Origin of the sequence: Mesorhizobium tianshanense, assembly GCF_007830515.1 — a bacterium.
GTDB lineage: Bacteria > Pseudomonadota > Alphaproteobacteria > Rhizobiales > Rhizobiaceae > Mesorhizobium > Mesorhizobium tianshanense.
The window spans coordinates 1-12,510 of the sequence record NZ_VLKT01000050.1 but is presented as its reverse complement, the minus strand read 5'-3'; the positions used below and the strand labels follow the sequence as shown (position 1 = coordinate 12,510).

Annotated in this window: 15 protein-coding genes and 1 pseudogene; 13 read left to right on the top strand and 3 right to left on the bottom strand. The window is 62.9% G+C overall.

Annotated features, from left to right (window positions below; translation table 11 throughout):
* Positions 1–140 precede the first annotated feature (140 nt).
* The 8 genes from IQ26_RS30060 to pqqE all read left to right on the top strand — a co-directional run bounded on the left by IQ26_RS30060 (position 141) and on the right by pqqE (position 5,616).
* On the top strand, positions 141–665 hold the full coding sequence (locus IQ26_RS30060; RefSeq protein ID WP_145721961.1) for a c-type cytochrome, methanol metabolism-related: 525 nt from the start codon (positions 141–143) through the stop codon (positions 663–665).
* Between the two features lies 1 nt (position 666).
* On the top strand, positions 667–1,530 hold the full coding sequence (locus IQ26_RS30055) for a substrate-binding domain-containing protein (protein WP_167522713.1): 864 nt from the start codon (positions 667–669) through the stop codon (positions 1,528–1,530).
* Between the two features lie 10 nt (positions 1,531–1,540).
* Positions 1,541–2,098, top strand: a complete 558-nt coding sequence (locus tag IQ26_RS30050) for a PQQ-dependent catabolism-associated CXXCW motif protein (RefSeq protein WP_145721959.1) — start codon at positions 1,541–1,543, stop codon at positions 2,096–2,098.
* Between the two features lie 164 nt (positions 2,099–2,262).
* Entirely contained in the window at positions 2,263–2,358 is a 96-nt protein-coding gene (locus IQ26_RS30045; protein ID WP_101954564.1) for a pyrroloquinoline quinone precursor peptide PqqA, read from the top strand.
* A 153-nt stretch (positions 2,359–2,511) separates the two neighbouring features.
* Entirely contained in the window at positions 2,512–3,450 is a 939-nt protein-coding gene (gene pqqB, locus IQ26_RS30040) for a pyrroloquinoline quinone biosynthesis protein PqqB (RefSeq protein ID WP_145721958.1), read from the top strand.
* Positions 3,447–4,205, top strand: coding sequence for a pyrroloquinoline-quinone synthase PqqC (gene pqqC / locus IQ26_RS30035; RefSeq protein WP_145721957.1), 759 nt, complete (start codon positions 3,447–3,449; stop codon positions 4,203–4,205). Before pqqB ends, pqqC begins: the two co-directional genes overlap by 4 nt.
* The gene (pqqD, locus tag IQ26_RS30030; RefSeq protein WP_145721956.1) at positions 4,202–4,498 is read left to right on the top strand and encodes a pyrroloquinoline quinone biosynthesis peptide chaperone PqqD; all 297 of its coding nucleotides are present in this window, start codon (positions 4,202–4,204) and stop codon (positions 4,496–4,498) included. The genes pqqC and pqqD overlap by 4 nt, the downstream gene beginning before the upstream one ends.
* Positions 4,495–5,616 carry a pyrroloquinoline quinone biosynthesis protein PqqE gene (gene pqqE / locus IQ26_RS30025; protein ID WP_145721955.1) on the top strand — a complete coding sequence of 374 codons (1,122 nt, stop codon included), beginning with the start codon at positions 4,495–4,497 and terminating at the stop codon, positions 5,614–5,616. Before pqqD ends, pqqE begins: the two co-directional genes overlap by 4 nt.
* Before the next feature lie 9 nt (positions 5,617–5,625).
* Here pqqE and folP read toward each other — a convergent pair whose 3' ends face one another.
* Positions 5,626–6,459, bottom strand: coding sequence for a dihydropteroate synthase (gene folP, locus IQ26_RS30020; RefSeq protein WP_145721954.1), 834 nt, complete (start codon positions 6,457–6,459; stop codon positions 5,626–5,628).
* Between the two features lie 88 nt (positions 6,460–6,547).
* Complete coding sequence (locus tag IQ26_RS30015) at positions 6,548–7,999, bottom strand: aminotransferase-like domain-containing protein (RefSeq protein ID WP_145721953.1); 1,452 nt, start codon at positions 7,997–7,999, stop codon at positions 6,548–6,550.
* Between the two features lie 267 nt (positions 8,000–8,266).
* Here IQ26_RS30015 and IQ26_RS30010 point away from each other — a divergent pair, with 267 nt between their 5' ends.
* From IQ26_RS30010 to IQ26_RS29995, 4 genes and pseudogenes are all read left to right on the top strand, one after another.
* The gene (locus tag IQ26_RS30010) at positions 8,267–8,743 is read left to right on the top strand and encodes an SRPBCC family protein (RefSeq protein ID WP_145721952.1); all 477 of its coding nucleotides are present in this window, start codon (positions 8,267–8,269) and stop codon (positions 8,741–8,743) included.
* A 23-nt stretch (positions 8,744–8,766) separates the two neighbouring features.
* On the top strand, positions 8,767–9,183 hold the full coding sequence (locus IQ26_RS30005) for a GFA family protein (RefSeq protein WP_145721951.1): 417 nt from the start codon (positions 8,767–8,769) through the stop codon (positions 9,181–9,183).
* A gap of 141 nt (positions 9,184–9,324) precedes the next feature.
* Positions 9,325–9,951 (top strand): LysE family translocator, encoded by a 627-nt coding sequence (locus IQ26_RS30000; RefSeq protein ID WP_145721950.1) that lies wholly within the window; start codon positions 9,325–9,327, stop codon positions 9,949–9,951.
* Between the two features lie 313 nt (positions 9,952–10,264).
* Positions 10,265–10,750 (top strand): annotated as a pseudogene (locus IQ26_RS29995) (SRPBCC family protein); the annotation flags it as partial.
* A gap of 28 nt (positions 10,751–10,778) precedes the next feature.
* On the opposite strand, the gene selD reads toward IQ26_RS29995, so the two are convergent.
* Positions 10,779–11,855: a selenide, water dikinase SelD gene (gene selD, locus IQ26_RS29990; protein WP_145721949.1), complete on the bottom strand. Its 1,077-nt coding sequence runs from the start codon at positions 11,853–11,855 to the stop codon at positions 10,779–10,781.
* Positions 11,856–12,202: 347 nt separating this feature from the next.
* On the opposite strand from selD, the gene IQ26_RS29985 reads away from it, so the two are divergent.
* Positions 12,203–12,510 (top strand): IS5 family transposase (locus IQ26_RS29985; RefSeq protein WP_145722043.1); only part of this gene is annotated, 308 nt, incomplete at its 3' end.

Here is a 12,510-nt window from a genome sequence, read left to right as displayed (position 1 = left end):
GACCGAGGCTTGAAAAACGAGAGCCCGGATCACCGGGAAGCCAGGACCGGGCTCTCGATTTCGCCGCGCACCCAAAACACCGATCAATGCCGCTTCACGACAGCAAAACCGTGTCCAGGCGAAATGAAGGAAGAGTCTGAATGTCCGTTCGCATTGCAATTTCCGCTCTCGCTCTGACCCTGCTGCCTCTGGCAAGTTCAAGTCTCGCGCAGGCCGAGGACAGCGCGGAAAAAGCCAAGGCGGTGACGGAAGAAAACGGCAAGTACTTCGACGCGGACGGAAATCCGACCTTCAAGATCGAAAACGGCACTGTGGATTGGTACACGTTCAGCGGTTACCGCCGCTATCACTCCGATTGCCATGTCTGTCACGGACAGGACGGCACAGGTTCGACCTATGCGCCGGGCCTGGTCAACAGCCTGAAAACCATGGATTACGCCACGTTCCTGTCGATCGTCGCCGAAGGCCGCAAGAATGTCGGTGGCGGCAAGGAGAACGTCATGCCCGCCTTTGGCGACAACAAGAACGTCTATTGCTACATGGACGATCTCTACGTCTATCTGCGTGCCCGCGCCGACGGTGCGGCGCCCCGCGGCAGGCCGCCGAAGAAAGCAGACAAGCCGCAGGCAGCGAAGGATGCCGAGGCATCCTGCATGGGTAGATGACATGATCAGCCGCGATGCATCGAAGCTGCGCTTTGTCCTGCCGATCCTCGGCGCATTCGCCTTGCTGCCTTCGAACGCCCAGGCGCAGGGCGCCGGCCTTGGCGCCGCGGGAGAACTGGTCGACCCCGACATTCTGCGCGTCTGCGCCGATCCTTCCAACATGCCTTTCACCGACCAGAGCGGCGAAGGCTTCGAAAACAAGCTGGCCGAGCTGGTTGCCGCGAAAACCGGTCGGAAGTCCGTCGCCTACACATGGTTTCCCATTGTCGCCGGCTTCGTGCGCAACACGCTGGCGGCCAACCGCTGCGACATCGTCATGGGCTATGCCCAGGGCGATGAACTGGTGCAGAACACCAACGCCTACTATCGCTCCTCCTATGTGCTGGTGCACCCGAAGGGCAACGGCATGGAAGGCGTCGAGACGATCGAGGATCCGAGACTCACCGGTAAGAGGATCGGCGTCGTCGAAAGCACGCCGCCGACTGCCAACATGGCCGCCAACAAGCTCTTGCGAACGGCAAAAATCTATCCGCTGGCGGTGGACACGCGCCTCACCCCTTCCATGGGGGAGGTCATGATCAAGGACATGCTCGCCGGCAAGATCGACGCGGCGGTCATTTGGGGACCGATGGCGGGCTACTATGCCAAGCAACTCGGCGCCGATCTCACGATCGTCCCGCTGGTGAAGGAGAAGACCGGCTCGCGCATGTCCTACCGCATCACGATGGGCGTGCGTCCATCCGACCAGGAATGGAAGCGGACGCTCAATCGGGTGATCAGGGAAAACCAGGCGGAGATCAACAAGATCCTGCTCGACTACAATGTGCCGCTGATCGATGAACACGACAATCCGATCACGCAATGACGAAACCGGTATGAAGGGAAAGGAGACGATTTTGCTGGTCGCTGCGAGCCTTCTGGGTCTGGCCGAACCGATGTGGGCCGGCGATATCGCCGAACCCGGCGGCTACCGGATGGATGAGTACCGGGCGCCGGTACCGCAGACGCTGCAAGGCGCCAAGGTGGTGACGACGGCGGAAGCGGAGGCGCTGTGGCGAGAGAAGAAGGCCGTGTTCTTCGACGTCATGCCGAACACGCCGAAGCCGGCCAATCTGCCGGCAGGAACGATTTGGCGAGAGACGGCCAGAAAGGACATCCCAGGCAGCATCTGGCTGGCCAATGTCGGTTACGGCGCTATCTCCGAGGAGACCGCCAGCTATTTTCGCCAGGGCCTCGCGGCCGAAGCCGGTGCCGACAAGTCGCGCGCGATCGTGTTCTATTGCATGACGAATTGCTGGATGTCCTGGAATGCCGCGAAACGGGCTATCGAATGGGGCTACAGTTCGGTGATCTGGTATCCGCCCGGCGCCGATGGATGGGAACGTGCAAACCTTCCGCTGGAAGAGAAGAAGCCTTACGTGATCGGCAATTGAGCATACGCATTGTTATTTCGATCGTCATATTTTTCGACTTTTCAGAACCTACCGTTTCATTTGTCCATTTGAGATGTGATGGACGAGCCATTGCAATGGTGCCCAGCAATGGTTGACTGAAAAAAAGATCGGCCCCTTCGGGCTGGTAGAAGAGGAGAAATGCCATGAAGAAGAGCTGGACGAAACCGACCATGTGCCAAGTTGCTGCGGGCTTCGAAATTTCGCGGTATCTGCCTGCTGAAATTCCTCCCAAGAAGTAGCCCGCAGAGGTGCGTGTCCCTGGCAACGGGGACACGCACCGCCTTGCCGCATGGGATTCTCGTGAAGGACTTTGACGCACGCTTTGCGGGCGATGAGTTTTTTGCGGCTGCAAATATCCAACTCGCTAGAGAAGCCGCGGAGCGGGCGTTGCCATGCGCTTGAAGATCATCGGTTCTGCGGCAGGCGGCGGTTTTCCGCAATGGAACTGCAACTATCGCCTGAGCCGCGCGGCTCGCACCGGGATGGCTGGCGTGCATTCACGAACCCAATCAAGCATCGCCGCGTCAGCGGATGGGGCCGGCTGGGTTCTCTTCAACGCCTCGCCCGATATTCGCCAGCAGATTGCGCAAACGCCCGAATTGCAGCCCGCGCACGATGCGCCGCTGCGTTCGACGCCCATCCGCGCGGTGGTGCTGACCAATGCCGATGTCGATCATGTCGCCGGCCTGCTCAGCCTGCGTGAGCGGCAGCCTTTCGCCATCTATGCAACGACACAGGTTCTGGCGACGCTGGAGGCGAATTCGATTTTCAATGTTCTCGATCCGGCGCTCGTGCCGCGACGCACCTTGCCGCCAGCGAAGGAACTGATGATCCGCGATGCGGACGGTCGTGACACCGGCGTGACTGTCGAGAGCTTTTCCGTGCCCGGGAAGATAGCGCTCTATCTCGAGGAAAGGAGCCAGCCGGATGCCAATTTCAGCTCCGATTCCGGCGACACGATCGGCGTCCGTATCGCCGGCGCCGGCAGCAGCAGCTCCGTCTTCTATATCCCGGGCTGCGCGCGCATCGATGCGACCCTGCGCACGCGCCTGGCCGATGCCGCCTGCCTCCTGTTCGACGGCACGGTCTACACCGACGACGAGATGGTTACTGCCGGCGTCGGCCAGAAAACCGGTTCGCGCATGGGGCATCTGGCGATGTCGGGAGACGCGGGTTCGATCGCCGGCCTGGCCGATGTGAAGATCGGCCGGCGTGTCTTCGTGCATATCAACAACTCCAATCCTGTTCTCGACGAGAATTCCGCCGAACACGAAGCGGTCAAAGCGGCAGGCTGGGAAATCGCCCGCGATGGCATGGAGATGGAATTTTGAGTGATTTTCACGACGCGGCCAGAAACGGCCTGTCCTCCAGCGAACTCGAAGCCGTGCTGCGGCAGGTCGGTGCCGATCGCTATCACAACCGTCATCCTTTTCATCACAGGATGACCAGCGGTGCGCTGTCGAGGGCCGAGATGCAGGCCTGGGCGCTGAATCGCTATTGCTACCAGGCGGTCATCCCACGCAAGGATGCCATGATCCTGGCACGTGCCGAGGACCCGGCGTTTCGCGCCGCCTGGCGCAAACGCATCGAGGACCATGACGGCGAGGACGGCTGGAGCGGCGGTATCGCGCGCTGGCTGCATCTGGCGACCTCGCTCGGTCTCGATGCCGATGCGGTGAAGAGCGAAAGGCTGGCGCTGCCGGCGACGCGTTTCGCGGTCGGCGCCTACCTCTCCTTCTGCACGAACCGGACGCTGTTCGAGGCGGTCGCGTCGTCGCTGACCGAAATGTTCTCACCGGTCATCATCGGCGAGCGGGTGCCGGCGATGCTGGCCAAATATGATTACATCACCGAGGATACGCTGGCTTATTTCAAGCGACGGCCCGAACAGGCCTCGCGCGACGCCGACTTCGCCCTCGCCTATGTGCTTAGCCATGCCGACACGGCGGAACGCCAGCAGCAGGCGATCGATGCACTGGTGTTTAAATGCGATATACTGTGGGCCATGCTCGACGCGCTTCAACACGCCTATGGCGAGCCGGGAAACATCCCGCCCGGCGCCTTCCGTCCGGAGGCAGCCCCATGATGGCGCTGCGCGAAAGAGCCTTGGTGTCGCCGCAGTCGGTGCCATCGCTGCCGCAGCACGTGCGCATACAGTACGACCCCGTACGGCAGGCATTCGCCGTGCTTTCGCCGGAAAAGGTGTTCTGGCCGAACGACATCAGTCTCGATATATTGCGCCGCTGCGATGGACGCTCCACGGTCGGCCACATCATTGCCGATCTTGCCGTGGATTATGACGCAGAACAGGAGGCCGTGGCGGCCGACGTCATCGCCTTTCTGCAGGAATGGTCGGACAAGCTTCTGGTCAAGCTATGAGCGAGCCCCTTCTCCCTCCGATCGGCATGCTGGCGGAACTGACGCACCGCTGCCCGCTGCAATGCCCTTATTGCTCCAATCCGCTCGAATTGCTGAAGGCCAATCGCGAACTCGACACGCAGACGTGGCTCGACCTGTTCTCGCAGGCCGCCGATCTCGGCGTTCTCCAGGTGCATCTGTCCGGCGGTGAGCCGACGCTGCGCCGCGACCTCGAGCAACTGATCGCCGGGCTTTCGGCGCGCGGCGTCTACACCAATTTGATCACCGCCGGCGTCGGTGTTGCCGAAGGCCGCATCGTGGCGTTTGCCGAAGCCGGGCTCGACCATCTGCAACTGAGCTTTCAGGGTGCTCGGCCGGCGACCACCGACCGCATCGGCAACCACAAAGGCGGCCACGAAAAGAAGCTGGAGACGGCACGCCGCGCCCGAGCGGCCGGCCTGCCGCTGACCATCAACGCGCCGATCCATCGCCACAACATCGAGGAAGTGCCGGAATTCATCGATCTGGCGCTTTCGCTGGGCGCGGAGCGGCTCGAGATCGCCAACGTGCAATATGCCGGCTGGGCGCTGACCAATCGCGATCAACTGATGCCCGAGCGTGCCGCGGTCGACCGGCAGGCGGAGATCGTCGCGGCGGCGCGCGAACGGCTCTCCGGCATCATGAACATCGATTTCGTGCCGCCGGATTATTTCGCTATCTATCCCAAGCCGTGCATGGGCGGCTGGGCACGCGACGCCTTCATGGTGACGCCGGACGGCACCGTACTGCCATGCCATGCCGCACAGACCATCCCGTCGCTCAGCTTCGAGCGTTTCGGGCCGCGCAGCCTGGCCGAGATCTGGGCCGATTCGCCGGCATTCAACGCCTTTCGCGGCACCGACTGGATGCAGGAGCCCTGCCGCAGCTGCGACCGGCGTGAGATCGACTGGGGCGGCTGCCGCTGCCAGGCGATGGCGATCGCCGGCGATGCTGCCGCGACGGACCCGGCTTGCGCGAAATCGCCGATCCATGCGCGCATGGCAATGCTGATCGACGAAGCCCAGCGTGCCGCGGCAGTTCCCTCGACGGACACACCTTTCGTCTACCGGCGGATCGGCGTCGTGACCGAGCCCGCCTGACGCGCTCTTCTATTCCATGGTCTCGCGCTCGCGCACCGCGTCGGCGAAAGCCAGTGCATCGCGATTGAGCGTGACATTGTGCACGCGAAAGATCGAAGCGCCCTTCAACCGCAGGATGACGCTGGTTGCCGCCGTGCCGACGTCGCGCGCCTCATCGCTTTCGCCGACCAAGTGACGGGCAAGACGCTTGCGTGACGTGCCGACGAGCAATGGAAAACCGAGAGCGCGCAATTCACCGAAGCGAGCCATGAGCTCGAGGTTTTCCTCTCCGTCCTTGGCGAAGGCGAAGCCCGGGTCCAGCACGATCCGGTCGTCCGGGATGCCGGCGTCACGCGCGATCTCCAGCGATCTGTTCAGGAACATGAACTGGTCGGCGATCACATCCGCCAGTTTTTCGCGACCGCGCCCGGTGTGCATGATGACGAGGCCGGCGCCGGTTTCCGCCGCGACATGCGCGATGTCGGGTTCGCGCTGCAAGCCATGCACGTCGTTGACGATATGCGCGCCCGCCGCGACCGCCAGACGCGCCGTCTCGGCCCGATAGGTGTCGACCGAAACGAGGCTGCCGCCTTCGGACGACAGCGCCTTGATGACCGGGAGAATGCGCGATTGTTCCTCCAACGCCGATACGGCGCCGGCGCCGGGCCGGGTGGACTCGCCGCCGACATCGATGATCGCCGCGCCCTCGCCGATCATGCGCCGGGCCTGCTGGAGCGCCCGCTCCGGCCGGTCGAATTCTCCCCCGTCGGAGAAACTGTCCAGCGTAACATTCAAAATCCCCATCAGCAACGATTTCACGCCAAGATCGAGATGCCGTCCATGAGCAAGCTGCCAGCGCGTCATGCGTCAACCTTCTGTCGTGTTGGAAGCCATTTGGCTCGGCGCGGCTGTCGTTTCTGTATCGCTGTTCGCCACGCAGGCATGTCGGCGGTCACCCGCGAGCAACTCTGCTCAGTGCCATAGTTTCCGCCAGTTCTCCCACGCGCCGCAGGGCGTGACGATGGGCGTCGTCCCACCGTCCGCCGAGCCCGAGCCGAATGCAGTGGCGGAAATGGTTCGTCGCGCTGAACATCTTGCCCGGGGCGATCACGATGCTCTCGGCCAGGCAGGCCTGGAACAGGTCGAGTGAATCGATGCCGTGCGGCAGTTCGAGCCACAGAATGAAACCTCCCCTCGGATCGGTGACGCGCGTGCCTCCCGGAAAGTGCCGCGCGATCAGCCCACGCGCTTCGTCGACCCGTGCTGCGATCGTTGCGCGGATCTGGCGGTACCCGGCCTCGATGCCGGGCTGCGCCAGCAGATCGGCCAACGCCCGCTCGATTATCGTCGTCTGGCTGCCGCTGGTCGATTCCTTCATGCGCACAAGCTTCGCGCCCCAGCGCCCGGCGTCGACCCAGCCGAGCCGAAGCCCTGGCGCGATCGTCTTGGAGAACGAGCCGCAAATCATCACGTGCCCCGTCGTGTCGAACGAGCGCACCGCCTGGCGCTGGTCTTCGTGTTCGGCAAAGTCGTTGTAGAGGACATCTTCGATCAGCGGGATACCGCGTTCGGCGACCATTTGCGCGAGGCGGCGCCGATCAGCCAGAGGTATGCTCGATCCGATCGGATTGGAGAGCGTGGGCACCGCAAGCACGGCCTTGATCGGCTGCGTGTCAAAGGCGAGCTGCAGGGCGTCGAGCGAGAACCCGGTGCGCGGATGCGTCGGAATCTCGAGCGCGCGCAGGTGCAGGTTCTCGAGGATCTCCAGAAAAGCGAAGAGGGTCGGCGATTCGAGCGCGATGATGTCGCCGGGTCGCGTCACCGCGCGCAGGCACAGCGTAATCGACTCGAGGCAGCTATTAGTCACCACGACGTCGCGCGGGTCGATCTGGCACCCCATGCGCAGCGCATGGCGTGCAATTGCCCGGCGCAGGCTCTCGTCGCCGTAGCCGGTCGTGTACTGACATAACGTCGCGCGATGGTGTTGCACGGCGCGGCTGACCGCACGGCGCACCCGTTCCTCGGTGAACAGCTCCGCGCCCGGACAGGCCGCGCCGAACGATGCGTAACCGGGATCGTGCGCTAGGTGCATCACGCGCGCCGCGAGCGAACTGACGTCCACTGCCATGGAATCCGCCGGGGGGTTTGAGGTCTCGGGTTCGGGGAGGCGCGGCGGCCGCGCGGCGACGAAATAGCCCGAGCGCGGCCGCGCCTCGATCAGATGTGCGTCCTCCAGTATCCGGTAGGCCTGCAGGACAGTGCCAACAGAGACGTCGCGGCTGCGCGCCAGTTCACGCACCGAGGGGATGCGTTCGCCGCGAACGAGTGTTCCGGCGCGGATCGGTGTTGCGAGCGATTCCGCTACCTGCAGATACAGAATCTCGACGGGTTCTTGATCTTGCATGCTCCCTACCTACCGCGAATCCACCGACGCCGACTGGTACAGATGGCTGTCTTCTTGGATGGTACAGTTCGCTCAGACACAACACTGTACCATATCAGATGCCTGGTCACTGTGACTGTCCGCGCCACGGGTGGGGATTTATCGTTCATCCCTGTCCGGCAAGCAGCCGAGCGTTGCGATCGAAGCGATCAATCGCGACAGGATTGTCACTCACACGAGTCCCGTTCCCCCATCTACCTGTACTGGTGAAACAAAAGGAGCGTAGCAATGACCAACGAAGCGATCAGCTTTACTTACACGACCTATATCGTCTCGACGCCGGGGAAGGTGTTCGAGGCCATAACGAAACCAGACCTCGCACGGCGCTACTGGGGCCACGAGAACGTCTCTGACTGGAAGCCCGGTTCGAGATGGGAGCATATCCGCACCAATGATGAACGGACCGTCGAACTCGTCGGCGAGGTCATCGAGGTCTCCCCGCCGACCCGTCTCGTCATCACCTGGGCAAACGCTTCGCAGGCGTCTGATCCGGCGAGCTACAGCCGGGTAACCTTCGAGATCGAGGAATACGAGGCCATGGTCCGGCTGACCGTCACCCATGACGAACTCGAAGCCGGCAGCGGAATGGCAAACGGCATCAGACGCGGTTGGCCGATCGTTCTCTCCAGCCTGAAATCCTTCCTCGAAACGGGCCAGGCGATCGATGTCTTCGCGAAGCCGCGCGCGTCCGAACTGGCGGCATGACACCGCAGCAAGGAGCCGAGCACATGAGCACTTCCTATAGCGGCGGATGCGCGTGCGGCGCGGTCCGCTACGAGGCAAAGGCAGCCCCCGTCTTCGAGAACCACTGCCAATGCCGCGATTGCCAGAAAAGAAGCGGCACCGGTCATGGATCCTATCTGACGTTTCCGTCGCGAGCGGACGTGAAGATCACCGGCACGGCGACGGACTGGCGCGTCGTGGCGGACAGCGGGAACGAGAAAATCCATTCCTTCTGCCCGGTCTGCGGCACGCCGGTCTACGTGACGTTCGCCGCCATGCCGGACTCGATCTCGGTGCATGCCGCAAGTCTCGACGATCCGGGCCGGTTCAATCCGACCGTCGTGACCTACGGTATCCGGGCTCTCCCCTGGGACAAGATGGATACCGCGCTGAAGACGTTCGAGAAGATGCCGCCTGGCTAACCGGACCGGCGTCATCATAGCGGACGCGCTCCACGACATTCCGGCTCCTGCCTTCGGGAAACCGATCCCCTGCGCCCCACCGCCGGCGCGGTCGTCAGCTCACGTCCATGCGCGGCCCGAACCCAAGCAAAGGAAAAAACCATGTTTCCGATCGACATCTGGTTGGCCTACACCCTTGCCAGCGTCCTGATTGTCCTGGCGCCTGGGCCCGACATCGTTCTCTCGATCGCGCGCGGTCTGAGCCAGGGCCGGCTCGCGGCAGTGCTTTCGGGATTGGGAGCCGGCACCGGCATCCTGTTCCACACGGTCGCCGCCGCCTACGGCCTCGCTCTGGTCATCCAGACTTCCGCCATGGCTTTCCTGGCGATCAAGCTGGTGGGAGCGGCCTATCTGATCTGGCTGGGTACCAGGGCTCTGCTCTACCGCAACCTCGTCACCTTTGCGCCGGCCGCCAGGCGTCCGCTGCATGCGATCTATCTGACCGGCCTGATGTCCAACGTATTGAACCCCAAGATCGGCTTGTTTGTCCTGGCGTTCATCCCGCAGTTCGTCAGCGCCGAACGCGGCCCGGTCGAGGTTCAGATGATGACCTACGGCGCGTGGCTCGCGGTCATCGCGGTCGTCGGTCTCTCCATCATCGGCGGCTTCGCTTCGGCCCTGAGCAATTGGCTGCTTCGCCGTCCGCTGGTGGTGGCCGGGATCAATATCGGTGCAGGCCTGACTTTCGTGACCACGGGACTGTCTGCCGCAGCCATCAAACCAAACTGAGCGATTAGTTTTTCGGGCCATTCCCGGAAGCGTGACGGCTGCCAGCCGCCGCCGACCCGAAAGATCGCCCTAGACACCGCTCGGTCGGTCCGAAGAGCGGAATGTGAGCAAGACGGACCTAGCCCGCGCCCGTTCATACCCCGCTGGAGACCACCGGTCCCACGCCGGCGCCAACCCAAGGAGCACTGAAATGGTCGACATTCTGCACCGAGTGGGCATCAATGCTTCGCCTCGCGATGTCTATAACGCCCTCACCACCCTCGACGGGCTTTCCAGTTGGTGAACGAGCGATACTCAGGGGCGGCCCGAGACCGGGGGCGTGATCAAATTCAGGTTCGGCGACCGCAGCTTCTTCGACATGAAGGTGCTCGAGCTCGAGCCGGAAAGGCACGTGATGTGGGAAGTGGTGGACGCGCCGAAGGAGTGGATCGGCATCAAGGTCATCTGGAACCTCTCGCCGGAAGGCGCGGGAACGACCATCCGCTTCAAGCAGCAGGGCTGGCGGGAGCCCGTGGACTTCATGCACCACTGCAGCACCAAATGGGCCAGCTTCCTGTTCAGCCTCAAGGCACAGCTCGAAAACGGCAAGGGCAGCCCCTATCCGAACGATTTCCTGATCAGTATCGACTTGACTGAAGCGGCGCGGAGGCCAGCCGATTTACTCCGCACACCTATATCAGCGCCTCGTCGTCGCGGAGGAGAGATGCGGGTGAGGAGGCAGGGTCGACCTCTCTGCCCTCTTCCCAAGTTTCATGCACAAGGGTTCAACAGGGGTCCAAAGGAGATGTGGCTAGGCTGAAAGGGCCATGACGCGCGCTTTGACGGCTTCATGCCTGAACCGTTATGGCGGGCGCGCCGGACTCGACATCGCCGATCACGCAGGCCGATGCGTAACCGTCCGCGACCATCTTTTCGACCAGGGCCGCCGCTTTGTCGCGCGTGCAGGCGACGAGCAGCCCGCCCGAAGTCTGTGGATCGGTGAGAAGATGGCGCCGCCACTCCGGCATGTCGGCAGGCAGGAGCACCGCATCGCCATAGCTTGCCCAGTTGCGCCGCGACGCGCCGGTGACGAAGCCTTGCTCCGCCAGCAGCGCGGCTTCGGAAAAGAGCGGAACGTCGCGGTCACGGATGACGAGCGCACAGCCTGAGCCGCGCGCCATCTCGAGCGCATGTCCGAGCAGGCCGAAACCGGTCACGTCGGTGATCGCATGGACGCTCTCATCCTGCGCGAGATCCGATCCGATCCGGTTGAGCAGGGTGGTCGAGGCGATCATCTCGGCATAGCCGCCGGGCGGCAGCGCCTGCTTCTTGATGGCGGCGGAGTAGATGCCGACGCCGAGCGCCTTCGTCAGGATCAAGGCGTCTCCCGGCCTCGCACCCGAATTGCGCCTGATGTCTTCGGGCCGGCATGTGCCGATCACGGCAAGACCATAGATCGGCTCCGGTGAGTCGATCGAGTGGCCGCCGGCGACCGGGATTCCGGCCGTGGCGCAAACGGCCCGGCCGCCCTTCAGAATGTCTCGGACCATATGCGTCGGCATCTTGTCGAGCGGCATGCCGAGAATGGCCAGCGCCATGATCGGCCGGCCACCCATTGCATAGACGTCGGAGATCGCATTGGTCGCGGCGATCCGGCCGAAATCATACGGATCGTCCACCATGGGCATGAAGAAATCGGTGGTGGCGATGACACAAATGTCGTCGTCGAGCTGCCAGACGGCGGCGTCGTCTCCGGTCTCGGTGCCGACAAGAAGCCGGCGAAAGGGGTTGGCCTCGACCTGGTCCGCGAGAAGCTGCTGAAGGACGGACGGCGCCAGCTTGCAGCCGCAGCCACCGCCATGCGCAAGGCTGGTCAGGCGCAACACAGGAGCGTCGGCGACCTCAGGCGAGACGGCGATTGCCATGGCAAGCCTCCTTGGATTGGCACCGAGCGAGATACCAAGCGGAATTGACCTTGGCCGCACGCTGGCGATCGTTCGGGGATCGATTGGACGGAACGGAGAGATCAGACGCGGAAACGGTGAGAGCGGTCAAAAGACGCTTGGCGGGAGGGGAAAAGCGGGACAAATATCCAGCCTCGGAGCGCGCGCTTACGCCACCGTCGGCCGTCGTCCGAAAAGCGCCCCGGCACGCGGGAGCCGTTTCCAATACCACGCGGCACTGTAAGATTATCTCTAGGTTGAGAACTCATACAATTGACTGCTTTTCATTGATATTCTTCGCCCTCAATGAGTCGCTGGAGGCCGAAGTGATGTCGAAGAGCTTATTTTGGTTGTCGGATGAGGCGTGGAGTGCGATGGAACCGCATCTTCCTCGCGGCAAAGCGGGGAAACCTCGGGTTGATGATCGCAGGGTGATTTCGGGCATCCTGCATGTTCTCAAGACCGGCTGCCGCTGGCGCGACGTGCCTGCAGCCTATGGTCCGCCAACCACAATCTACAATCGCTACAACAGGTGGTCGCAGCGCCGCATCTGGCAGCGTATCTTCGAGAAGATGGCGGCTGCCGGGCCCGTTCCGGATGAGCTTTCCATCGATAGCAGCCACGTCAAGGCGCATCG

Coding starts and splice junctions, on each gene's coding strand:
- IQ26_RS30005 (WP_145721951.1), top strand. CDS start 8,767: ATGAGCACTTCCTATAGCGGCGGATGCGCGTGCGGCGCGGTCCGCTAC.
- pqqE (WP_145721955.1), top strand. CDS start 4,495: ATGAGCGAGCCCCTTCTCCCTCCGATCGGCATGCTGGCGGAACTGACG.
- IQ26_RS30045 (WP_101954564.1), top strand. CDS start 2,263: ATGAAGAAGAGCTGGACGAAACCGACCATGTGCCAAGTTGCTGCGGGC.
- IQ26_RS30060 (WP_145721961.1), top strand. CDS start 141: ATGTCCGTTCGCATTGCAATTTCCGCTCTCGCTCTGACCCTGCTGCCT.
- IQ26_RS30050 (WP_145721959.1), top strand. CDS start 1,541: ATGAAGGGAAAGGAGACGATTTTGCTGGTCGCTGCGAGCCTTCTGGGT.
- pqqD (WP_145721956.1), top strand. CDS start 4,202: ATGATGGCGCTGCGCGAAAGAGCCTTGGTGTCGCCGCAGTCGGTGCCA.
- IQ26_RS30000 (WP_145721950.1), top strand. CDS start 9,325: ATGTTTCCGATCGACATCTGGTTGGCCTACACCCTTGCCAGCGTCCTG.
- selD (WP_145721949.1), bottom strand. CDS start 11,855: ATGGCAATCGCCGTCTCGCCTGAGGTCGCCGACGCTCCTGTGTTGCGC.
- folP (WP_145721954.1), bottom strand. CDS start 6,459: ATGACGCGCTGGCAGCTTGCTCATGGACGGCATCTCGATCTTGGCGTG.
- IQ26_RS30055 (WP_167522713.1), top strand. CDS start 667: ATGATCAGCCGCGATGCATCGAAGCTGCGCTTTGTCCTGCCGATCCTC.
- IQ26_RS30015 (WP_145721953.1), bottom strand. CDS start 7,999: ATGCAAGATCAAGAACCCGTCGAGATTCTGTATCTGCAGGTAGCGGAA.
- pqqB (WP_145721958.1), top strand. CDS start 2,512: ATGCGCTTGAAGATCATCGGTTCTGCGGCAGGCGGCGGTTTTCCGCAA.
- IQ26_RS30010 (WP_145721952.1), top strand. CDS start 8,267: ATGACCAACGAAGCGATCAGCTTTACTTACACGACCTATATCGTCTCG.